The sequence below is a fragment of the Streptomyces sp. BA2 genome (assembly GCF_009769735.1).
Taxonomy (GTDB): domain Bacteria; phylum Actinomycetota; class Actinomycetes; order Streptomycetales; family Streptomycetaceae; genus Streptomyces.
Genome location: NZ_WSRO01000002.1, coordinates 7,770,465 through 7,791,384, shown reverse-complemented (window position 1 = coordinate 7,791,384; position 20,920 = coordinate 7,770,465). Strand labels below are relative to the sequence as shown.

General features: G+C 69.9%; 16 protein-coding genes. 3 read left to right on the top strand and 13 right to left on the bottom strand.

The window, feature by feature from the left end; genetic code table 11:
- Positions 1 to 61 precede the first annotated feature (61 nt).
- The 8 genes from E5671_RS37600 to E5671_RS37565 all read right to left on the bottom strand — a co-directional run bounded on the left by E5671_RS37600 (position 62) and on the right by E5671_RS37565 (position 10,191).
- Entirely contained in the window at positions 62 to 2,008 is a 1,947-nt protein-coding gene (locus E5671_RS37600) for a beta-N-acetylhexosaminidase family protein (protein WP_160508517.1), read from the bottom strand.
- A 125-nt stretch (positions 2,009 to 2,133) separates the two neighbouring features.
- A complete protein-coding gene (locus E5671_RS37595; protein WP_160508515.1) occupies positions 2,134 to 3,432 on the bottom strand; it encodes an alpha-L-fucosidase in 1,299 nt (432 codons plus the stop codon).
- Entirely contained in the window at positions 3,410 to 4,423 is a 1,014-nt protein-coding gene (locus E5671_RS37590) for an ABC transporter ATP-binding protein (protein ID WP_160508514.1), read from the bottom strand. The genes E5671_RS37595 and E5671_RS37590 overlap by 23 nt, the downstream gene beginning before the upstream one ends.
- Positions 4,410 to 5,435, bottom strand: a complete 1,026-nt coding sequence (locus E5671_RS37585) for an ABC transporter ATP-binding protein (protein ID WP_160508512.1) — start codon at positions 5,433 to 5,435, stop codon at positions 4,410 to 4,412. Before E5671_RS37585 ends, E5671_RS37590 begins: the two co-directional genes overlap by 14 nt.
- A complete protein-coding gene (locus tag E5671_RS37580; RefSeq protein ID WP_160508510.1) occupies positions 5,432 to 6,370 on the bottom strand; it encodes an ABC transporter permease in 939 nt (312 codons plus the stop codon). The genes E5671_RS37585 and E5671_RS37580 overlap by 4 nt, the downstream gene beginning before the upstream one ends.
- Complete coding sequence (locus tag E5671_RS37575) at positions 6,367 to 7,413, bottom strand: ABC transporter permease (RefSeq protein WP_443032809.1); 1,047 nt, start codon at positions 7,411 to 7,413, stop codon at positions 6,367 to 6,369. Before E5671_RS37575 ends, E5671_RS37580 begins: the two co-directional genes overlap by 4 nt.
- 21 nt (positions 7,414 to 7,434) lie before the next feature.
- A complete protein-coding gene (locus E5671_RS37570) occupies positions 7,435 to 9,078 on the bottom strand; it encodes an ABC transporter substrate-binding protein (protein WP_160508508.1) in 1,644 nt (547 codons plus the stop codon).
- A gap of 66 nt (positions 9,079 to 9,144) precedes the next feature.
- Positions 9,145 to 10,191, bottom strand: a complete 1,047-nt coding sequence (locus tag E5671_RS37565; RefSeq protein WP_160508506.1) for a LacI family DNA-binding transcriptional regulator — start codon at positions 10,189 to 10,191, stop codon at positions 9,145 to 9,147.
- A 297-nt stretch (positions 10,192 to 10,488) separates the two neighbouring features.
- Here E5671_RS37565 and E5671_RS37560 point away from each other — a divergent pair, with 297 nt between their 5' ends.
- Both E5671_RS37560 and E5671_RS37555 read left to right on the top strand, forming a co-directional pair.
- The gene (locus E5671_RS37560; RefSeq protein WP_160508504.1) at positions 10,489 to 12,390 is read left to right on the top strand and encodes an endo-beta-N-acetylglucosaminidase; all 1,902 of its coding nucleotides are present in this window, start codon (positions 10,489 to 10,491) and stop codon (positions 12,388 to 12,390) included.
- 118 nt (positions 12,391 to 12,508) lie between these two features.
- Positions 12,509 to 14,746: a terpene synthase family protein gene (locus E5671_RS37555; RefSeq protein ID WP_160508502.1), complete on the top strand. Its 2,238-nt coding sequence runs from the start codon at positions 12,509 to 12,511 to the stop codon at positions 14,744 to 14,746.
- Here the strand turns inward: E5671_RS37555 and E5671_RS37550 are convergent, their stop codons facing one another.
- Positions 14,747 to 15,598 (bottom strand): metallophosphoesterase, encoded by an 852-nt coding sequence (locus tag E5671_RS37550; protein WP_160508500.1) that lies wholly within the window; start codon positions 15,596 to 15,598, stop codon positions 14,747 to 14,749. It lies immediately after the preceding gene.
- Positions 15,599 to 15,652: 54 nt separating this feature from the next.
- Complete coding sequence (gene qcrB / locus E5671_RS37545) at positions 15,653 to 17,302, bottom strand: cytochrome bc1 complex cytochrome b subunit (protein ID WP_160508498.1); 1,650 nt, start codon at positions 17,300 to 17,302, stop codon at positions 15,653 to 15,655.
- A 288-nt stretch (positions 17,303 to 17,590) separates the two neighbouring features.
- On the opposite strand from qcrB, the gene E5671_RS37540 reads away from it, so the two are divergent.
- Positions 17,591 to 18,787, top strand: coding sequence for a methyltransferase (locus E5671_RS37540; RefSeq protein ID WP_160510662.1), 1,197 nt, complete (start codon positions 17,591 to 17,593; stop codon positions 18,785 to 18,787).
- Here the strand turns inward: E5671_RS37540 and E5671_RS37535 are convergent.
- The 3 genes from E5671_RS37535 to E5671_RS37525 form a co-directional block, all read right to left on the bottom strand.
- Complete coding sequence (locus tag E5671_RS37535; RefSeq protein WP_160508496.1) at positions 18,690 to 19,787, bottom strand: LLM class flavin-dependent oxidoreductase; 1,098 nt, start codon at positions 19,785 to 19,787, stop codon at positions 18,690 to 18,692. The genes E5671_RS37540 and E5671_RS37535 overlap by 98 nt on opposite strands.
- Positions 19,787 to 20,320: an SRPBCC family protein gene (locus E5671_RS37530; protein WP_160508494.1), complete on the bottom strand. Its 534-nt coding sequence runs from the start codon at positions 20,318 to 20,320 to the stop codon at positions 19,787 to 19,789. Before E5671_RS37530 ends, E5671_RS37535 begins: the two co-directional genes overlap by 1 nt.
- A gap of 102 nt (positions 20,321 to 20,422) precedes the next feature.
- Positions 20,423 to 20,920, bottom strand: a complete 498-nt coding sequence (locus E5671_RS37525) for a winged helix-turn-helix transcriptional regulator (protein ID WP_160508493.1) — start codon at positions 20,918 to 20,920, stop codon at positions 20,423 to 20,425.

Below are 20,920 nucleotides of genomic sequence, written 5' to 3'. Positions count from 1 at the left end.
GCGGGGTAAACGGGTGGGTGGGTGGGAGAGATCCGCCGCGAAGCGGCGGGCTAGGTCTGGGCTAGACCCTGTCCTGGACCCCCTTGACGAACTGATCCAGGTACGGGTCGGCGATCTTCACCGGCCCCAGCTGATGGTGCTCAGCCGGGTCAACCGTGATCGCGCGGGCCCGCTTCACGAGCGACTCCATCGAGGCCCGCTCCCGCGCCGCCGAGCCGGAGTCCCCATCCTGGGCGCAGGAGAGCGCCGAGAGCCCGTGTCGCAGGGCGCCGCCCCACAGCTCCGTCGCGTCCAGCCACTGCTTCGCGTCATGGAGGAACAGCGCATCCGGCACCCCGGCACGCAGCACCGCGGGGACCTTCTCGATCTCCCTGGCCGTGGGCCGCAGCGCCCGTACCGCCCCGGCGGGGTCACTCTCGTACCGCTTCCAGAACGCGTCCAGCTTCGGGCCGAGGACCGGGGACTGCGGCTGCCAGTTCGACTCACCGAAGGTGGGCGCCGCGTGGTTGAGGTCCACGAACGTCTGCACCGCGTCGGCGACCCGTCCATCGCCTCCGGCGAGGTACAGCGCCGCCTGGCGCCCCGACCGCGCCCGCTCGTACCCGCGGTCGTTCCAGGAGAAGTCGTTCATGGTGAAGACGGCGAGCTTGCTGGCGCCCTCCTGGTTCATCGGGTTGGACACGATGCCGCTCAGGTGACCGGACAGACCGGGCTCGCGCTTGTCGTAGGGCGCGAGCAGCAGCCGCCCCGCCGTGCGTGCGAAGTCGTTCACCGGGTAGTTGTCCCAGACGAACACCTTCCGCCCGAAGAGCTCCGCGGCCTTCTCCGCCTGGGAGTTGGTGATCTCCGGCGGGACCACGTCCGTGCCCGTCCACATCACCTCCACGGCGCCGTCGAGCTCGGCGCGCATCGTCTGTTTGTACGCGGTGTCGGTGAGGTCCCCATACTCCGTGGGCACCATCTGCAGCGGGTTGGCGTCCTCGTGCCGCGCGATGAAGTCCCGCTGGATGGTGTTGAGGAGCCCTACCTGCGCCTTCGCCGCCGGTCCACGGCCGGGCTCGCCGAACTTGGCCTTGTCGCCCTCGCAGTTCCACTTGGTGTAGCTGATGTCGTCCAGCGGGACGGAGAAGGACCGCACCCCGAGGTCGTACATCGCCTGGAGCTTCGCCGTCAGCGCCTTGACGTCAGCCGGGTCCGAATAGCAGATGGAGCCGCCCGGCGAGACCGCGAACGTGAAGCGCACGTGGTTGGCGCTCGCGCGGTCGATCAGCTTGCCGAGCTCGGTGAGCTTGTCCGCCGGGTACGGCTCGCGCCACTTCTCCCGGTGGTAGGGGTCGTCCTTGGGTGCGTAGACGTAGGTGTTGGCCTTGGTGTCGCCCAGGAAGTCCATCTGGTCGAGGCGTTCGGCCTCGGTCCAGGGCGGTCCGTAGAACCCTTCGATGCTTCCGCGCAGCGGCATGGACGGGAAGTCGGAGACCTCGGCACCGGCTATCCGGCCCTTGGAGATGAGCTGGCCGAGGGTCTGCGCCGCGTAGAACTGTCCGGTCGCGTCCTTGCCGCCCAGCGCAACGGTGCGGTGCTCCGCCCGCAGGGCGTAGCCCTCCGCCTGCGCGGGCACCTTCGTGCCGCCGAGCGCCTTCGCTATGTCGGGCCGGGTCGCCGGGCCGAGCAGCACGGTCAGCGGGGCACGGCCCGACGCATTGGCGCGTACGTCGATGTCGCGCACCCCGTGGGCGCGCAGCGTCTCGGTGACGCGGCGCTGGGCCACCTCGTCGGTTTCCCCGGCGGCGTCGCCGACGACGAGTTCGGCACGGCGTGCGAGCGGCACGTCGTCGCCCGCACGGGCCATGTGCTGCGGGGTGGGCGACACGACGGGGAGCCGGCCGGTCACGGCTTCCTCCTGGGCAGCGGAAGGCGCGGCGGCCGCGGATGGTGCGAGGGGGATCGCCAGGACGGCGAGCGCGAGAAGCGCCGTCCGGGGTCTGAGATTGCGTGTGGTGCGGGGCATAGGGCCTCCGAACTTCGGGATGGGGGTGCGGGTGGGGTCAGGGGGCGCGCCCGTAGGGGCGCGGGGAACTGCGCGATCAGCCCCCACCGGCCCGCGGTGAATGAACCGCGTATCCGGCGGAGCGCTCAGTCACGCGTGTGCGCGCGGTACAGGTCGAGTTCGCCGTCGAGTTCCAGGGCGATGACCGTGCACAGCGGATCGAGCTGGTCGTCGGTGAGATGGACGTACTCCCAGCCGGGTACGTCGCCGAGGCCGCCGACCCGCTCGTGCCGGACGGCGGTGTCCGTGCCGAGCACCCGGGCGGACGTCACTCCGTTCCGCACGCCCCGGAGCACCACGTACTCGTTGGGCCGGTCGAAGAGGAACACGTACAGGGTGCGGCGGTCGGCGGAGAGGGTCGAAGGGCCGTAGAAGTGGCCGTGCGGAAGACCCCGCACCGTCCCGTAGACCGCGTCGGCGTGTCGGCGCGTCCACTCCCCCAGCGCTTCGAGGCGCTCGGTCTGTTCGGGGAGCAGCGTGCCGTCCTCCTTCGGGCCGACGTCGAGGAGGAGATTGCCGCCGCCTCCGACGGCCTCGACGAAGATGCGGACGAGCTGACGCGGTGACTTGTGGCGGGTGTCCTGCGGCTGATAGCCCCAGGAGTCGTTGACGGTGAGGCACAACTCCCATGACTGGCCGGGCGGTTCGATCGGTACGCCCTGCTCGGGCGTTGCGTAGTCGCCGTGTCCGGTGAGGCGGCCGTTGACGACGGTGCCCGGGGACAGCGCCCGGATCTCGTCGGCGAGTTCCGCCATCCGCCACTGCTCGGGGCTGCGCTCCCACTCGCCGTCGAACCACAGCAGGTCCGGCTCGAAGCGCTCAAGCAGTTCGCGCACCTGTACGCGGTGGAAGGCGAGGAAGTCCGCCCACCTCTCCTCGGACTCCTCGCCGACGGGAGGCATCGAGTAGCGGTTGCCGCGCTCGGCCGGGTCCTGCCCGCCGGGGCGCACGGTGGCGTAGTCGGGGTGGGACCAGTCCAAGTGCGAGTAGTACAGGCCGACTTTGATGCCCCGGGCGCGCAGGGCGGCGACGTACGGGGTGATGAGGTCGCGGCCCGCGGGGGTGCGTTTGACGACGGACAGGTCGTTCGCCGCGGTGTCCCAGAGGGCGACCCCGTCGTGGTGCTTCGCGGTGAGCACGGCGTAGCGGGCGCCCGCGCGGACGAAGAGATCGGCCCAGGCATCGGGGTCGTAGGCGGAGGCGGTGAAGCCGTCGAGCTGCGCCATGTAGCGGTCGTAGGGCACCTGATCGTGGAAGAAGGACCAGGACTCGGCCACTCCGTCCACGCTGTAGATGCCCCAGTGGAGGAAGATGCCGAGCTTGGCGTCCGTGAACCACGGCTGAATCACTGGCAGTTCTCCTTCACTTGAAATTCTCCTCGTCATAGCTCCAGCAGTGGGCCCACTGCCCGTCATCGAAGTGCGTGCGCGGCGGAAAGGCCGTGGCGCACACCGGTCTGGCGATCGGGCAGCGCGGATGGAACCGGCAGCCGGCCGGTGGGTCGACGAGGCTCGGCGGCTCACCGAGCGTCTCCTCGTCGTCGAGGACCTCCGGTGCGTCGAGGAGTCCGCCCCGGTCCGGGTCGGGCGCGGACTCCAACAGGAGCCGGGTGTAGGGGTGTCGGGGGTTCTCGACGATCGCGTCGCCCGGACCCGACTCGACGAGCTGGCCCGCGTAGAGCACCTTGATCTCGTCGGCGAAGTAGCGTGCGCTCGCGATGTCGTGGGTGATGTAGAGGATCGCCAGGCCCTCGTCGTCGCGGAGCCTGCCGAGGAGGTTGAGGATGTCGAGGCGGATGGAGACGTCGAGCATCGACACGAGTTCGTCACCGAGCAGCACCTTGGGGCGGGCGGCGAGCGCGCGGGCGATGGCGACGCGCTGGCGCTGTCCGCCCGACAGTTCGTGCGGGAACTTGTCGATGAACTGGTCGGCGGGGGTGAGATTGACCCGCTCCAGGAGGTCGACGACGGCCTTCTCCACCTCCGCCCTGCCCCGGGCGTGGCCGTGCAGTCGCAGCGGACGGCCGAGGATGTAGCGCAGCCGGTGGACGGGGCTGAGCGAGGAGAAGGGATCCTGGAACACCATCTGCACCTGGCGGTAGTAGGCACGCTTGGCCTTGGCCGAGCGCGCCGCCGTCACGGGTGCGCCGTCGAGGCGGATCTCGCCCTCGCTGGGCGGATAGCCGAGGGCGAGGAGCCGGGCAAGGGTCGACTTTCCGCTGCCGCTCTCGCCGACGAGGGCGGTGATGCGGCCCGGGTGGAGTGCGAGGGTGGTGGGCTCGACGGCTCGTACGACCTTGCCGTGCTGCCCCGGGCCGTGCAGCGGGAAGCGTTTCGTGACCTCGCGGGCCTCAAGTACTGGTTCACCCAGGGACATTGGTGCTCCTCGGCTCGTGCCGCCGCTCGTGGCGCTCGTCGTGCAGATGGCAGGCGACCTCGCCGCCCTCCCCCGCGAGCAGCACGGGGACTTCCGCGTCACAGGGGTCGAACCGCTTGGGGCAGCGCGGGTGGAACGGGCAGCCCGACGGAGGATGCCGCAGGCCCGGCGGCGAGCCGGGGATGCCGGTGATCTCTCGGCGCGGTCCGTGCAGCGGCGGGAAGGCGCTGCGCAGGGCGGCCGTGTAGGGGTGCCGCGGGTCTGCGTACAGCTGCCGCGCCCGTCCGGTCTCGACGACGCGGCCCGCGTACATGACGGCGATCCGGTCGGCGATCTCGATGAGGAGAGACAGGTCGTGGGTGATGAAGATGACCGAGAAGCCCAGTTCGCGCTTCAGTCGCGCCACTTGGCGCAAGATCTGCCGCTGCATCACCACGTCCACGGCGGTCGTCGGCTCGTCCATCACCACGAGGTCCGGTTCGCAGGCGAGGGCGAGGGCGATCGTCGCGCGCTGCCGCATCCCGCCGGACAGCTCGTGCGGATAGGCGCGCACCCGGTCGGCGGGGATGCCGACCATGCCGAGCAGCTCCCCCGCCCGCCGCCACGCGTCCGCCCGCGACAGGCCGCGGTGCAGGCGCAGGACGTCGGCGAACTGCGCGCCGAGCCGGTGCACGGGGTTGAGGGCGTTCATGGCGCTCTGGAAGACGATCGCGATGCGTTCCCAGCGCAGGGCGCGCAGTTCGCGTTCGGTGAGCCGCAGCAGGTCGACCGTTCCTTCGGCGCCGTGGAAGTCGACCGTGCCGCCCGTCGTCACAGCCGGCGGACGCTCAAGGCGGGTCAGGGCCGTCACCAGGGTGGACTTGCCGCAGCCGCTCTCGCCCACGATCCCGAGGGTCTCCCCGTGGTAGAGGGTGAGGTCGACGTCGCGTACGGCGTGGACCGGCTCCGCCTGGTCGAAGTAGTCGACGCGCAGGCCGCGCGCGGACAGGAGCACGTCGTGGCTGCCGTTCATCGTGCCTCCTCGGGGGTGCGCAGCGCCGCGGCGGCTGCCCGGCGGCGTACGGCCCGACTCGGTTTGCGCAGGCGGGGGTTGGCGATCTCGTCGATGCCGAAGTTGATGAGTCCCGCGGCGATCCCGACGAGGGCGATGCAGGCGCCGGGCGGGATGAACCACCACCAGGCGCCGCGTGCGAGGGCCGACGCGTTCTGCGCCCAGTAGAGCATCGAGCCCCAGCTGGTGAGGTTGATGTTGCCGAGGCCGATGAAGGAGAGCCCGGCGTCGGCGAACATCGACAGGACCACGGCGGACAGGAAGCTCGCCGAGATCAGCGGAGCCATGCTGGGGATCAGCTCACGGGTGATGATCCACCAGCGGCTCTCGCCGGTCATCTCCGCGGCCGTCACGAAGTCCCGCCGTCGCAGCGAAAGGGTCTGCGCGCGTTTGCCTCGTGCGCCCCACGGCCAGGACGTCAGGCCGATGATGAGGGCCACGGTGAGCCAGCCACCGCGCCCCTTGACGTAACTCGCGACGATGATGAGCAGCGGCAGGCTGGGGATGACCAGGGCGACGTTCGTGCCCGCGGTGAGCAGCGCGTCCGCCGTTCCGCCCAGATAGCCGCCCGCGACGCCGACGAGCACCGACAGGGTGGTCGAGATGACGGCGGCGACCAGGCCCACGAGCAGCGAGACGCGGCTCCCCACGACGAGCTGGGCAAGGACGTCCTCGCCGGTCGCGGTCGTACCCAACAGGTGCTCACCGGAAGGGGGTTGCATGCCGTCGGCGGTGTGGATGGCGGTGGCGGAGAGCCCGAAGACGTCCTCCACGAGGAAGGGCCCGGCCAGCGCGAACAGCGCGAAGAGCACCAGGATCGCGATCCCGGCCCGCACCTTGCGGTTCTCCGGCAGCCGAGGTGCCACGTTCAGCCGAGGTGCCACCTTGAGCCTCATGCGCGGCCCTCCCTTGCGCGTGGGTCGATCAGGCCGTACACGGAGTCGGCGAGGAAGTTCGCGGCGAGCACCGACAGCGAGACCATCAGGAACAGGGCCTGCATCAGCGGATAGTCGACGCTGGCCACGGACTGGTAGAGCAGATAGCCGACGCCCGGGTACGCGAAGACGGCCTCCACCAGGAGCTGGCCGCCGACCACGTTGCCGATGTTGATGGCGAAGCCCGCGACGCTCGGCAGGATCGCGTTGCGGGCCGCGTACCGGAACATCACGCGGGTCCTGCCCAGGCCCTTGGCGCGGGCGAGGAGGACGTAGTCCTCGGAGACCGTCGTGATCATCATGTTCCGCATGCCGATGAACCACGTGGCCGACCAGCCCAGGGCGATGGTGAGCGCGGGCAGCGCGGCATGGCTGATGACACTGCCGATGAAAGCGGCCGAGAAGCCCGGGGTCAGATCCCCGTCGTACGCGCCGCCGGTCGGCAGCCACGCCAGCTGGAAGCCGAAGACGAGGACGAAGAGCAGGGCGATCCAGAAGGTGGGAAGGGCGTTGAGGAACATCGCCCCGGGCGTGGCCACCGAGTCGGTACGCGAGCCCGCGCGACCGCCCGCCATGATGCCGCCCGCGGTGCCGATCACGAATGACAGGACGGCGGTGATGCCGACGAGCCCTATCGTCCACGGCAGCCCGGCGCTGATGACCTCCCACACCGGTGTCGGGAAGAACGCCACGGAGAGGCCGAAGTCGAGGTGCGCCACCTGCCCGAGGTAGGTGACGTACTGGCTCCAGAGGGGCTCGCCCGGGTCGCCGAAGAGCCGGTAGATGCTGGCGATCTGTTCTCCGCTGAGCGCCGAGCGGCCCTGCATCTGCGCGATGAGCGCGGAGGCCGGGTCGCCTGGCATAAGGCGGGGCAGCAGGAAGTTGAGCGTGACGGCGATCCAGGCGGCGGCGAGGTAGAAGCCGAGCCGCTGCACGAAGTAGCGGGCTGCGCCGAGCCGGACGCGGCGGCCCGGCCGGTCCTTGACGCGTTCATCGGCCGCGATCACGGCTGCGGTGCCGGTCACCTAGCCCGCCTTCACCGGGCGCAGCGACAGGATCGTCTGCACCATGTCGGTGGGGCCCGCCCAGGGCGCGGGGATGGCGTAGGGGTTCTTCTCGTCCGGCCAGCCGGTCCAGTTCTTGCTGTTGTACTGGGTGGAGGCGCCGTTCGTGATGAGCGGGGCCGCGGGCACCTCGTCGATCATCAGCTTCTCCAGCTTCGCGGAGAGCTTCTTGATGGTGGCGTCGTCGCCGGCGCGCTCCATCTCCTTGAGGATGCCGTCGGCCTTGGCGCTCTTGTAGTGGCCGTAGTTGGTCCAGATGCCGCCGTTCTCGCTGTGCAGCATGTCCTTGTAGAAGTTGTACGGCGTGTTGTAGAAGACGGCGCCGCCGACCAGGACGTCGAACTTGGCCTCCTGGCGCGCCGTGTCCAGCTGGGCGCTGGCCATGGGCTCGACCTCGACCTTGATGCCGGCCTGCTTCAGCTGCTGGGCGAGGACCTTGTCCCGCTGGATGGCGTCGGCGAACTCGGTCACCTCAAGGATCTTGAAGCTGAGCTGCTTGCCGTCCTTGCCGACGAGCTTTCCGTCCTTCTTCTTGTATCCGGCCTTGGCGAACTCCGCCCCGGCCGCGGCGAGTTCGGGCTTGGGCTGCGCGGCGTCCTGATACTTTGCGTCGATCCACTTGCCCTGCGTCTTGGCGTCGAGCCCGGTGAGGTTGAGCGGCTCGAACATGCCCGGGTTGCCGACGTCGGCGAGCTCGGAGCGGTTGACGGCGAGCGAGATTCCCTTGCGGACGTGGACGTCCTTGAAGGGCGCCTTCTTGTGGTTGAAGAACATGTAGGTGCCGCCGTAGGTGGGGTACCAGGCGTGGTGGTTCTTCGGGTCCTTGTCGACGTACGACTTCTTGACGTCGGGGACGGCTCCGCCGCTCCACTCGACCTCACCGCTGAGGAGCTTGCCTATCTCGGACGACGAGGCGACCACCGGCGCCTTGAGGGTCTTCACCGGGACCTTCTGCTTCCAGTAGTCGTCCCTGGCCTCGAAGGTGAGCTGCTGGGCGGCGTACCGCTTCAGCGTGTAGGGGCCGCTGGCGACCGGTTCCGGGTTGGTGAAGGTCTTGCCGTTCTTGCCCTTCCAGACCTTCTCCGGCACGGGGCGGATGGAGCCGATGCTGCGCAGCCGGGCGTAGCCGGGGGTGTCGAAGGTGATCTCGACGGTGTGGTCGTCCGTCGCCTTGGCCTTCTCGTACTCGAACTTCCACTCCACGGGGAGGTCCTGCTTCGTGACGTACTCCAGGGCGAAGACGACGTCCTTGGCAGTCAGTTTCGTGCCGTCGCTCCAGTTGGCGCGCTTGTCGAGATCGATGGTGATCTTCTTGCCGCCGTCGGACCAGGCGTACTTGGTGGCGAGCCAGGGCACGAACTTGCCGCCCTGGAGGGTGTTGAAGGCGAACAGCGGCTCGTACTGGAAGCCGAAGGTGCCCTGACTCGCCTTGAGGGAGAAGGGGTTGAAGTTGCGGGGAATGGTGTTGCCGGAGAAGCCCATGTTCACGGTCAGGGAGTCCGAGCCGCTGCCGCCGGGGCCGGCGGGGGTCGCCGAACAGCCTGCCGCGGTGACGGCGAGCGCGAGAGCGGCCGCGCCCGTGACGCCCAGTCTGGTCCACTTCATGGCTTTGATACCTCCGGTTGGCAACGTTGTCGGGCGGGCGGGGACAGTACGGGTGCGCGGGGCGGGTCAGGGGGCGGCGCGGGCTGCGGTGCTGCCGCGCGCCTCCAGGTGCGGGAGTTCGTCCTTGACGCGGACGGCGGGGCCGCCGTCGAGGAGGGCGATCAGCTGCTCGGCGGCGTGCCCGCCGTAGACGGCGGTGTCGCGGACGAGGGCGGTGAGCGCGGGGTGGGTGGAGCGGGTGAGGACGGAGTCGTCCCAGGCGACGATGGCCAGGTCGGCCGGTACGGCCATGCCGCGCTCGGCGGCGACACCGAGGCCCGCGACGGCCAGGACGTCGTTGTCGTAGACGATCGCCGTGGGACGCGGGTCCCACGCCAGGACCTGCCGGGTGGCCTCGGCGCCCTGGGTGTCGGAGTAGTCCGTGGTGAGAGAGTCCACGTGCCGCAGCCCGCGGCGCCCGGCCTCCGCCCGCAGGGAGTCGATGCGCCGCCGGGTGTGGGTGAGGTCGGGCAGGCCCGCGATGTGCGCGATGCGGCGGTGGCCCAGGTCGTACAGGTGGTCGACGATGGAGGCCATGGCGAGGGCGTCGTCGGCCCAGAGGTTGGAGATGCCGGGGTGGTCGGTGTGCGGGTCCGGCAGCGTGCCCACTACGACGGCGGGGAGCCCGAGTTCGTCGAGGAGCGCGAGGCGTGGGTCCGACCCGCGCGGGTCGACGACGAGCATGCCGTCGACGCGGTGCTCGGCCCACCAGCGGCGGTAGACCGCGCACTCCGCGTCGATGTCCTCGACGACCTGGAAGAGCAGGCCGAGGTTGCGGCGCGAGAGCACCTCCTGGATGCCGGAGACCAGCTGGAGGAAGAACGACTCGACGCCCAGGGTCTTCGCGGGGCGCGCGAGGACGAGACCGACCGTGCCCGACCCCTCGCCGGAGAGGGCGCGAGCGGCGGCGCTCGGCTGCCAGCCGAGGTCTTCGGCGACCCGGCGGACGCGGCCGCGGGTGCTCTCGGAGACTCCGGGCCGGCCGTTGAGCGCGAAGGAGACCGCGCTCTCCGAGACACCGGCCCGCAGGGCGATGTCCTTGATGGTGGGGCGTCGGGCCGGGGTGCGGCGCATGCGTGACCTCCCCTCGCGTGGTTGCCGCTGAGCGCGGACGGCTGAGCGCCGACCGCCCGGTGCGACTGCCGAGCTAAAGCGCTTGAGGGCGAGCAGGCTAAAGCGCTAAAGGTGCCGGGGACAAGGGGGCGTGGGAATCCAAATTCCGGGGCTGTTACGGGTATTGACGGAGGCTTGTTTCTGCTTCACTCTCACCCGGATGAGCCCGACACCACTGGCCCCGCGGTGAGCCCGGCAGCGGGCCGCCCGCCCTTCGCACGGGGCCATCAGGCCTCCGCGCCCGGCCATCAGCCCTTCATGCACGGGTACGACGCCGAGGCGCTGAAGCACTGGAGTCCGCAGACCGACCGCTGGGCGAGGTACTTCCGCTCACGCGTGCCGCTCGCCGCGCGTATCGCACCGTTCCCCGCCACTCAGGCCCGCCCTCAACTCCCCATGGGCGCCCAGGTGATGAACCTCTGCAACGACTACGACGGCGCCTTCTTCACCGCCCGCAAGTACGACGACGCCTTCGCCCGCCGCCTGCTCCGCTTCTGGCAGTACTCGGACTTCTACGGCTCCTGGCACGGCCTGCCGGTCGACGGATCCCCCACCGCCGAACCCGACCGCATCGTGCACGGCCTGATCAATCCGCCCAACCCCGCCTACACGGACGCCGCCCACCGCAATGGCGTCAGAAGTCTCGGCTGCTGGTTCTGGCCGCGGCCGGGCGATTTCGCCCCGTATCTCGAACGGCATGCGGACGGTTCGTACCCGGTGGCGGACAAATTGATCGAGATGGCCGAATACTTTGGATTCGACGGCTACTTCATCAATCATGAGGCCGAGACCCCGCCCGACGAGGCGAAGCGGCTGCGCGAGCTGCTCACGTATCTCCGCTCCCGGGCTCCCGAGGGCTTCCATCTCCAGTGGTACGACACGATCAGGCCGGACGGCGGCCTCGACTACCTCAACCACCTGAACGACGAGAACGCCCCCTGGCTGGAGTCCGCCGCCGACAGCTTCTTCGCCAACTACTGGATGACCGAGGCGGGGGTGGAGACTTCCCGGGCCACGGCCCTGCGCCTTGGCCGCGATCCGTACGAGGCGGTCTTCCACGGCACGGAGAACGAGCAGTTCGGATTCGATCCGGAGTACGACCCACGGCTGATCTTCCCCGATTCGGCTCCCGCGAGGACCAGTTGGGCCCTCTTCGGCTCGCACTTCGTCTGGGAGCTGCATCCCGGGCACGAGGATCCTCAGGACCAGGGCCCCGCTTTCGAGCGCGAGCGGCAGTACTGGTCGGGTCCCGCGGGTGACCCCACGCGGACCGGCCGCACCCAGCTTCATGAGCCCGGCGCGCCGGACCCCGCCAACCCCCACAAGTGGGACGGCGTGGCCCACCACATCACCGAGCGTTCGGTGATCGGCGCTTTCCCCTTCGTCACCCGCTTCAACACCGGGCACGGTCGTGGCTTCTTCCTGGCGGGGCGCCGCGCGAGCGACGCGGACTGGTACAACGCGTCGATCCAGGACGTGCTGCCCACGTGGCAGTTCTGGTCGGAGGGGCCGGAGGGTTCCGCGGGCCGGGAGACGCCCGACTTCGACTACACACGGGCCTACGACGGCGGCTCCTGCCTGCGTGTTCCGGGCGGCACCACGGTCCGCCTCTACAAGACGGAGCTGGCGGTGCGCACGGGCGAGGAGACGCTCTCGGTCACCTTCTCGGGGAGCGCGCCGGAGGTGGGGCTGCTCTTCGCCGACGATCCGGGCACCTTCGCCTGGCGGCAGGTCGGCGCAACGGGTTCCGGAGCCGGATGGCACACCGCGGCCCGCTCGCTCGCCGAGTTCCGGGGGCGTACGATCGCGGCGCTCGCGGTGCGCGCCGCCTCTCCCCTGCGCCTCGGTGAACTCGCCCTGCGACAACGCCCATTGCCCCCGCCGGAGCGCCCCCGTGGCTTCCGGATCGACGCCGCGTACGTCGACGGCGGGACCGCCGAGGTGTTCCTCTCCTGGCATCTCGCGGACCCCGGGCAGGTCTGGTACTACGACGTGCACCGCGGGCAGGAGTGGCTGGGGCGGATCTACGACGAGGTGTACTACGTGAAGTCGCTGCGCCGGGGCGAGGGCGAGGCGACCACGGAACTGACCCTCACACCGGTGGCCCCGGACGGCACCCGGGGCGAGCCGGCCACCACGCGCATCGAGTGGCTCCGTTGAGGGTTTGAACTCCGTGGGTCACGCAATGGTGTGACCCTCCGGCGCTCGCCGCATCGGTCACGCCCCGCTGGGGTAGTGCTCCGCTGCCCGTAAGCCGCCGTCGCGAGGAGTACGCCGCATGTCGCAGCCCTTTGAACTGCCCAGCTTCTACATGGTGCATCCCGCCCGCCTCAACCCCCATGTGGAAGAGGCGAGGGAGCACTCGAGGAAGTGGGCACGTGGCATGGGGATGCTGGAGGGTTCGGGCGTCTGGGAGCAGCGCGACCTGGACGCCCACGACTACGCACTGCTGTGCGCGTACACCCATCCCGACTGTGACGGCCGCGCGTTGTCCCTGATCACCGACTGGTATGTGTGGGTGTTCTTCTTCGACGACCACTTCCTCGAACTGTTCAAGCGGACCCAGGACCGCGAGGGCGGCAAGGCCTATCTGGACCGGTTGCCCGCCTTCATGCCGATGGACCTGTCCACGCCCGTGCCGAAGCCGACGAATCCGGTCGAGGCGGGTCTCGCGGACCTGTGGGCGCGGACGGTGCCGTACATGTCGCGTGACTGGCGGGCACGGTTCGCCGAGAGCACGGAGAATCTGCTCAACGAATCCCTCTGGGAGCTCTCGAACATCAACGAGGGCCGGATCGCCAACCCCGTCGAGTACATCGAGATGCGCCGCAAGGTGGGCGGCGCGCCCTGGTCGGCGGGGCTCATCGAGTACGCGACGGGCGCGGAGGTTCCTCCGGCCGTCGCCGGTTCCAGGCCGCTGCGCGTCCTCAAGGAGACGTTCTCCGACGCCGTCCACCTGCGCAACGACCTCTTCTCGTACCAGCGGGAGATCGAGGACGAGGGTGAACTCTCCAACGGTGTGCTGGTACTTGAGAAGTTCCTCGGCTGCACCACGCAGGAGGCCGCGGACGCCGTGAACGACCTCCTGACCTCGCGGATGCAGCAGTTCGAGAACACGGCGCTGACCGAACTCGCCCCGCTGTTCGCGGAGACCGGGCTGCCCCCGAAGGAGTGCGCGGACGTCCTCGCGTACACCAAGGGACTCCAGGACTGGCAGTCCGGCGGGCAGGAGTGGCACATGGTGTCAAGCCGCTACATGAACAAGGGCGGCGCCACGCCCTCGCCGCTCGACGGCCCCACAGGGCCCGGCACATCGGCCGCCGGGATCAAGGCACTGATCGCCGCCACGGGTGCGGAGCGGCTGCGCGGCTACACCCACGTGCCCTTCCAGCGGGTGGGCCCCTCCCGGCTGCCCGACTTCAACCTGCCGTACGAGACCCGGCTCTCGCCCCATCTGGAGGCGGCGCGGCCCCGCGCCGTGGAGTGGGCGGACCGGATGGGCATGCTCGGGCCCCAGGCCGGAGTGCCGAGTTCGGACATCTGGGACGCGCGCAAGCTGTACGGCTACGACTTCCCGCTCTGCGCCGCGGGACTCCACCCGGACGCGGACCTCGAAGCTCTGGATCTGGGCTCGCAGTGGCTGACCTGGGGGACGTACGGGGACGACTACTTCCCCGTGGTCTTCGGCAGGCCCCGCGACCTGGCGGGCGCCAAGCTCTGCAACGAGCGGCTCTCGCTCTTCATGCCGCTGGACTTCGCCGACATGCCGGCGCCGACGTCCGCGATGGAGCGGGGCCTCGCGGACCTGTGGCGACGCACCGCGGCCCCGATGGACGAGGAGGCGCGCCGCACGCTGCGCACCGCCGTCGAGGTCATGACGGCCAGCTGGCTCTGGGAGCTGGAGAACCAGGCGCAGAACCGTATCCCCGACCCCGTCGACTACATCGAGATGCGCCGCCTCACCTTCGGGGCCCCGCTCACGACGACCCTGTGCCGTCTGGGCAACGGCCCGCAGGTCCCGCCGGAGATCTACCGGAGCGGCCCGATGCAGAGCCTGGAGAACGCGGCCGTCGACTACTCGGCCCTGATGAACGACGTCTTCTCATACCAGAAGGAGATCGAGTACGAGGGCGAGATCCACAACGGCATCCTCGTCGTCCAGAACTTCTTCGGCTGCGACTACCCGACGGCGCTCGGCATCATCGACGACCTGATGAAGTCCCGGCTGAGCCAGTTCCAGCACGTCGCGACCCACGAACTCCCCGTCATGTACGACGACTTCGCCCTGCCGCAGGAGACGCGGGACATCCTCGACGGCTATGTGCGCGAGCTGGAGAACTGGATGGCGGGCATCTACACCTGGCACCGCGACTGCCGCCGCTACCGCGAGGAGGACCTGTCGCACGGCCCGCTGCCTGCCCCCTCGGGACTCGGCATGGCGGCCGTACGCCCGGACTGGCTACGAGCCCCGTACGCGAGCCCCGCCCCTGACCGCGCGCTGCGAGCCGCGGGCTGACTATCCGGCTTCCCGCGGCTCCGGCAGGATCTGGCGCAGGCGTGGGGCGGGGTGGCGGTCCCGGCGCCACTCGCGGGGGTAGCCGACCGATACCTCCTGGAAGCGGACTCCGTCGTGCCAGGTGGTGCGGGGGATGTGCAGGTGGCCGTAGACGACGGCCGTCGCCTCGTACTTCACGTGCCAGTCGGCGGTCAGTTCGGTGCCGCACCACAGGGCGAACTCGGGGTAGTGCAGGATCCGGGTGGGGTCGCGCACCAGCGGCCAGTGGTTGATCAGGACCGTGCGGAGGCCGGGCGTCCGCCGGGCGAGCATCTCCTCGGTGAACGCCACGCGGGCGCGGCACCAGTCGTCGCGGCCCGGGTATGGGTCGGGGTGCAGGAGCACCTCGTCGGTGCAGACGACGCCCGCCGCGTACGCCGCCTTCAGAGCGTCCCGCTTCGTGTGCGTTCCTTCGGGGCGGAACGTGTAGTCGTAGAGCAGGAACAGCGGCGCCACGGTGACGGGGCCGCCGTCGCCGCGCCACACCGGGTAGGGGTCCTCGGGGGTCGCGGCGCCCAAGGAGCGGCACAGGTCCACGAGATAGCGGTAACGGGCCTCGCCGCGCAGCTGGTTCGGGTCGTCGCGTGGCGTCCACAGTTCGTGGTTGCCCGGTGTCCACACCACCTTGGCGAAACGGCCGCTGAGGGTGCGCAGCGCCCATTCGACGTCGGCCATGCGCTCGGCGGTGTCACCCGCGACGATCAGCCAGTCCTCGTCGGTCTCCGGGCGCAGGGACTCGAGGAACTTCCGGTTGTCGTCGTACGCGACGTGCAGATCGCTGATGGCGTACAACTTCGGGTCTTTCTCGGGCACTTGGGTCTCTCCGTGAGGCTGATCGACGCATTCGGTGGCCCTGCCGCCCGCTCCTCAGTGGTGTCCGTCCCCGCCGCCCTGCTGGATCTCCAGATACTCCTCGGGCGTCGCCTTGGGCACCTGCGCCGACGGACCGTACATGGCCCGCCCCAGGCGCGCCCGCATCCGCTCGCCCCGGGTGACCTTGCGTGCGACGCCGTGCTCGTCGACGGCCGGACCGATCTCGTACGGCTTGGGCTGCTCGTGTGCGGTCAGCTTGTACAACTCCCCCTGTGTGAGCGGCACATGGACCTCCACAAACTCACCGTGGGGCAGGCGTTTGATCGTGCCGCTCTCCCGGCCGTGCAGCGCCTTCTCTCGGTCACGGAGCTGGAGCCCCATGCACCATCGATGGGTCACGTAGAAGGCGAGGACCGGACCGGCGAAGCAGGCGATCCGCACGAACCAGGTGATCGCGTTGATGGAGAGATGGAAGTGCGTGGCCCAGATGTCGTTGCCGCCGCCGACCATCAGTACGGCGAACAGCGTGAGCCACGCCACGCCGAGCCCGGTGCGCACCGGGGCGTTGCGCGGCCGGTCCGCGATGTGGTGCTCGCGTTTGTCGCCGGTGACCCAGGCCTCGATGAACGGATAGACGGCGATGGCCATCAGGATGAGCGGGAAGAGCGAGAAGGGGATGAAGACGCCCAGTTCGAGCGTGTGCCCCCACGCGTTGATCTCCCAGCTGGGCATCACCCGGATCAGGCCTTCGGAGAAGCCCAGATACCAGTCGGGTTGAGCGCCCGTGGAGACCAGGTCCGGGCGGTAGGGCCCGATCACCCACACGGGGTTGATGGTGGCGACCGCGCCCATGAACGCCAGGACGCCGAAGACGAGGAAGAAGAAGCCGCCCGCCTTGGCGATGTAGATGGGCATGAACGGCGCCCCGACCACGTTCTTCTCGGTCTTTCCCGGCCCGGCGAACTGGGTGTGCTTGTGGTAGAAGACCAGGATCAGGTGGGCGACGACGAGCCCCAGCATGATCCCCGGCAGCAGCAGGACATGGACGCTGAAGAGCCGCGGAATGATGGCGTCGCCCGGGAACTCTCCGCCGAAGAGGAAGAAGGAGAGATACGTCCCCACCACCGGGACGGACAGGATCGCGCCCTGTGCGAAGCGGATGCCGGTGCCCGAGAGCAGGTCGTCCGGGAGCGAGTATCCGGTGAGGCCGGTGATGATTCCGAGGAACAGCAGCGTCCAGCCGAACAGCCAGTTGACCTCACGCGGCTTGCGGAAGGCGCCGGTGAAGAACACCCGCATCATGTGCACGAGCATGGCGGCGACGAAGACGATCGCGGCCCAGTGGTGGATCTGCCGGATCAGCAGACCGCCGCGCACCTCCATGCTGATCTCGACCGTGGACTCGAACGCCCGGGTCATCTGGATGCCCTTGAGCGGGGTGTAGACGCCGTCGTAGACGACCTCGGCGCCGCTCGGCTCGAAGAACAGCGTCAGCCAGACCCCGGTGAGGATCAGGATGAGGAAGCTGTAGAGGCAGATCTCCCCGAACATGAAGGACCAGTGGTCGGGAAAGATCTTGCGCATCTGGCTCTTGGCCAGCGTGTTGATGCCGAGGCGGCCGTCCGCCCAGTCGGCGACCCGCTCCCCCTTACCGGCGGGCTCCGGCCGTTTGCTTTCCCGGGTGTGCTCGACGCTTCCGCTCATTCGTCTCCCCCTCAGGCGGCTACCAGGTTAGATCAAGGGTTTCCCGGAGCCAACAGGCCCTGCCACACCGGTAGTTGACGATCATCGGATCTGCTGGTCAGCCCCGGTGAGGGTGGCCACGGCAGAGGGGCCGGGAATTCGATTGCCCGGCCGAGGTCCCGTATGAGACATTCGCCCTCCTCACGGCCCATCTCCTCAAGGAAGTCCTGAGCCGACCGCTCCCGCTCCTCGTCGAAGTGCTGTTCGTGCCCCTGCACGTTCACTCTCTGAGGAGTTTCTGTGTCCGAGATCCGCTGGATCCACTGGAGCGACGGCGATGCCGAGCACACCGCCCGCTGGCACACCGAGTCCGGAATGCCGGTACCCCGTCAGGTCGTCATGGCCGACGACCGCATGAACGCGTCCACCGCCCACCGCCTGGCCTGCGAAGGCACCGCCCTGCTGTGGCAGGGCGACTACCACCAGGCGCGCCAGCTGCTCCAGGCGATGGGTCGCCGCGTCGACCGCAAAGCCCCCTCGGCGGCCCCGTCACCCACGGCGGCCTTCCACCTCCAGCGCCGCGCCAGTGGCCACCGGGCCCGCGTGCTCGGCAGGCTCCTCGTGCCGCTGGGCGCGGACTACACGCTCGCCCTGCGCAGGGCGCCGGACATCCGGGCCGCCTGCGAGGAGGCGTACGGCCCGCCCCGGCCGACCCCTTCGGTGGTCTCCCTGCGGGAGCTGCTCGGTGTGCTCGGCGCGCACCAGTGGCGCACGAAGGGTGTGGACGTCCCCGCGCTCGACGCCCGGATCCACCCGCACTACGGGGTGTTCTCACCGGTCAGGGGCGAGTACGTCGACCTGGCGGCGCGGGCGCCGCTGCCCCGCCCCGCCTCGCACGGCGGACCCGCCTTCGACCTCGGCACCGGTACCGGTGTCCTCTCCGCCGTCCTGGCCCGGCGCGGAGTCCGCCGCGTCGTGGCCACCGACAACAACCCCCGCGCGGTGGCCTGCGCCCGCGCCAACATGAGCCGCCTCGGCCTGACGGGCCAGGTGGAGATCACCGCCGGCGACGCACTCTTCCCGCCGGGCCGCGCCGCCCTCGTCGTGTGCAACCCTCCGTGGCTCCCCGCGAAGCCGAGCTCGGCGCTTGAGCAGGGCGTTTACGATCCCAAGGGCACCATGCTCGACGCCTTCCTGACGGGCCTGGCCGCTCATCTGCTGCCCGGCGGCGAAGGCTGGCTGATCATGTCGGACCTGGCCGAGCACCTGGGCCTGCGCGCCCCCGGCGAACTCGGCTCGGCCTTCGCGGCGGCGGGCCTGCGGGTCGCCGCCCGCCTCGACACCCTGCCCCGGCACGCGCGGGCATCCGACCCCGAGGATCCCCTGCACGCGGCACGCGCGGCGGAGGTCACGTCGCTGTGGCGCCTGACGGCGGCCGGGCGGCCGGAGCGCTCTCCTGCTCCTCCACCTGCCGCACCAGATCGATCGCCCGCCCCAGGGTCGTGAGCCGCGCCTGAAGGCTCTCGCCCGCCGGGTAGAAGCGGACGGTGTCCACGCCCGCGCCACGCCACACCCTCAGCCGCTCGCGGACCATGTCCTCGGTGCCGATGAGGGTGGTGGCGAGGACCATGTCGTCGGTGATCAGGGCGGCGGCGCCGTCACGGTCGCCGGACTGCCAGCGCTCGCGGACCTCGGCGGCGATGTCGGCCCAGCCCTGCCTGCTGTAGGCGTTGTTGTAGTAATTGGTGGTGGCGGAGCCCATGCCGCCCAGACTGAAGGCGAGCTCCTTCTTGCGGCCCGCGACCATCGCGCGCAGCGCGTCCTCGTCTTCGGCGAAGGCCACTTCGGCGCCCTGGCAGATGTCCAGGTCGCCGCGGGTGCGGCCGGAGGCGGCCAGGCCCGCGTCGAGGTGGTCGAAGTAGGCCTCCTTCGCGCCCTCCGGGACGAAGCTGGTGCCCAGCCAGCCGTCGGCGATCTCGCCGGTCAGGCGCAGCATCTTGGGCGAGAGGGTGGCCAGATGGACGGGCAGTTCGTGTTCGGCGCGCATGGACAGACGCATGGGCTTGGCCTCGCCGCCGGGCAGCGGAAGCGTGAACTCCCGTCCCGCGTACGAGATCTTCTCCCCCGTGGCTGCCTGGCGGACGATCTCCACCGTTTCCCGCATCCGGGTGAGCGGCCGCGCGAACGGCACTCCGTGCAGGCCTTCGATCACCTGCGGTCCTGACGGGCCGAGCCCGAGGAGGAAGCGGCCCCCGGAGATGTTGGAGAGGGTGATCGCCGCGCGGGCGATGGCCGCCGGGGTGCGGGTGGCGAGCTGGATGATGCCGGAGCCGAGCAGGATACGTTCCGTGCGCGCGGCCAAGTAGCCGAGCGGGGAAGGCGCTTCGGCGCCCCACGCCTCCGCGACCCAGCAGATGTCCATCCCCAGCTTCTCGGCCTCGGTGACGAAGTCGACGGTCTCCCGCCAGTTCGGCCCGGACGCCTCGATGGTCGTCGACGTGCGCATCAGGCGCCCACCTCCGTGGAGTCGGCGCCCTCGGCCAGCTTCTTGATCGCGTCCAGCGTGGCGGTCATGTTCCGCTCGAACTCCCGCATCCGTACGTACACGATCTTCTGCTCCTTCTCCGGCATCCGGTCGATCGCGTACGACAGGCCCGAGCGGCCAGGTCCCATCTGCATCCATTGAGTCAGCTCGGTGCCGCCGTCGTCCGCCGCCGTGAGACTGAAACGCCAGACTGCGCTGGGGCGTTCGGGGTCCTCGACCGCCCAGGCGAACACGCGCGGGGCCTCGCACTCCACGACGAACGACGTGGTCTGCCACGCGCCGAAGGACACGTGCTCGCTGCGGCCGACGAACCGCGCTCCGAGCGCGGGCCACGCCGCGCCGTCCAGCCACTCGACCGACCGCAGCTCCGAGCTCAGCGTCGGCATCAGGCCGATGTCGGAGACGAGCTCCCACACGCGTTCTGGTGAAGCGGCGATCCGTGTGCGCACCTCGGCCGTCGGCTTGTCCGCGTAACGCGCACCTGTCCACTCCATCGGGGGTCGCCTCTCTGTTGTCCTGCTTACCTCTCTGACCACGAGAGTTGCGTAGATAGACTCACTCGTCAAGGGTGTGGGCCCCGACAGGGAGACGGGCGTTCAGCGGCTGAAGCGGTCCCGGATGTCCGGCCGTTCGGCCAGGCGTGCCGGGTAGCCGGGACCGATGCGCGCATGCGTGTCGTCGGCCGACATCGGCTCCTTGCAGTGGCCGCAGACCACCTCGGCCTCGGTCTCGTGTCCGCAGCGGTCGTGCTCGAAGACGACCGGCGCTCCCTCGTCACCGCTCAGCCAGCGGTTGCCCCAGCTGTTCATCACGGCGAGCACGCCGAAGAAGTCGCGGCCCTTCTCGGTGAGCACGTAGTCGTAGCGCACCGGCTCGCTCTGGTAGGCGCGCTTCTCCATGAGCCCCTCGTCGACCAGGCGGCGCAGCCGGTCGGTCAGGGTGTTGCGCGCGATGCCCAGCTCCTGCTGGAAGGCGTCGAACCGCTTGATCCCGTAGAACGCCTCGCGCAGCACGAGCGGGGTCCACCAGTCGCCCAGCAGGTCCATGGTGCGTGCGATGGAGCAGGGCCAGTTGGCAAAGGAGGTCCGCCTCAT

Bases quoted from the DNA above. Each gene is read 5' to 3' on its own strand.
- E5671_RS37600 (WP_160508517.1), bottom strand. From the start codon at position 2,008: ATGCCCCGCACCACACGCAATCTCAGACCCCGGACGGCGCTTCTCGCG.
- E5671_RS37595 (WP_160508515.1), bottom strand. From the start codon at position 3,432: ATGACGAGGAGAATTTCAAGTGAAGGAGAACTGCCAGTGATTCAGCCG.
- E5671_RS37590 (WP_160508514.1), bottom strand. From the start codon at position 4,423: ATGTCCCTGGGTGAACCAGTACTTGAGGCCCGCGAGGTCACGAAACGC.
- E5671_RS37585 (WP_160508512.1), bottom strand. From the start codon at position 5,435: ATGAACGGCAGCCACGACGTGCTCCTGTCCGCGCGCGGCCTGCGCGTC.
- E5671_RS37580 (WP_160508510.1), bottom strand. From the start codon at position 6,370: ATGAGGCTCAAGGTGGCACCTCGGCTGAACGTGGCACCTCGGCTGCCG.
- E5671_RS37570 (WP_160508508.1), bottom strand. From the start codon at position 9,078: ATGAAGTGGACCAGACTGGGCGTCACGGGCGCGGCCGCTCTCGCGCTC.
- E5671_RS37565 (WP_160508506.1), bottom strand. From the start codon at position 10,191: ATGCGCCGCACCCCGGCCCGACGCCCCACCATCAAGGACATCGCCCTG.
- E5671_RS37560 (WP_160508504.1), top strand. From the start codon at position 10,489: ATGCACGGGTACGACGCCGAGGCGCTGAAGCACTGGAGTCCGCAGACC.
- E5671_RS37555 (WP_160508502.1), top strand. From the start codon at position 12,509: ATGTCGCAGCCCTTTGAACTGCCCAGCTTCTACATGGTGCATCCCGCC.
- qcrB (WP_160508498.1), bottom strand. From the start codon at position 17,302: ATGAGCGGAAGCGTCGAGCACACCCGGGAAAGCAAACGGCCGGAGCCC.
- E5671_RS37535 (WP_160508496.1), bottom strand. From the start codon at position 19,787: ATGCGCACGTCGACGACCATCGAGGCGTCCGGGCCGAACTGGCGGGAG.
- E5671_RS37530 (WP_160508494.1), bottom strand. From the start codon at position 20,320: ATGGAGTGGACAGGTGCGCGTTACGCGGACAAGCCGACGGCCGAGGTG.
- E5671_RS37525 (WP_160508493.1), bottom strand. From the start codon at position 20,920: ATGAGGCGGACCTCCTTTGCCAACTGGCCCTGCTCCATCGCACGCACC.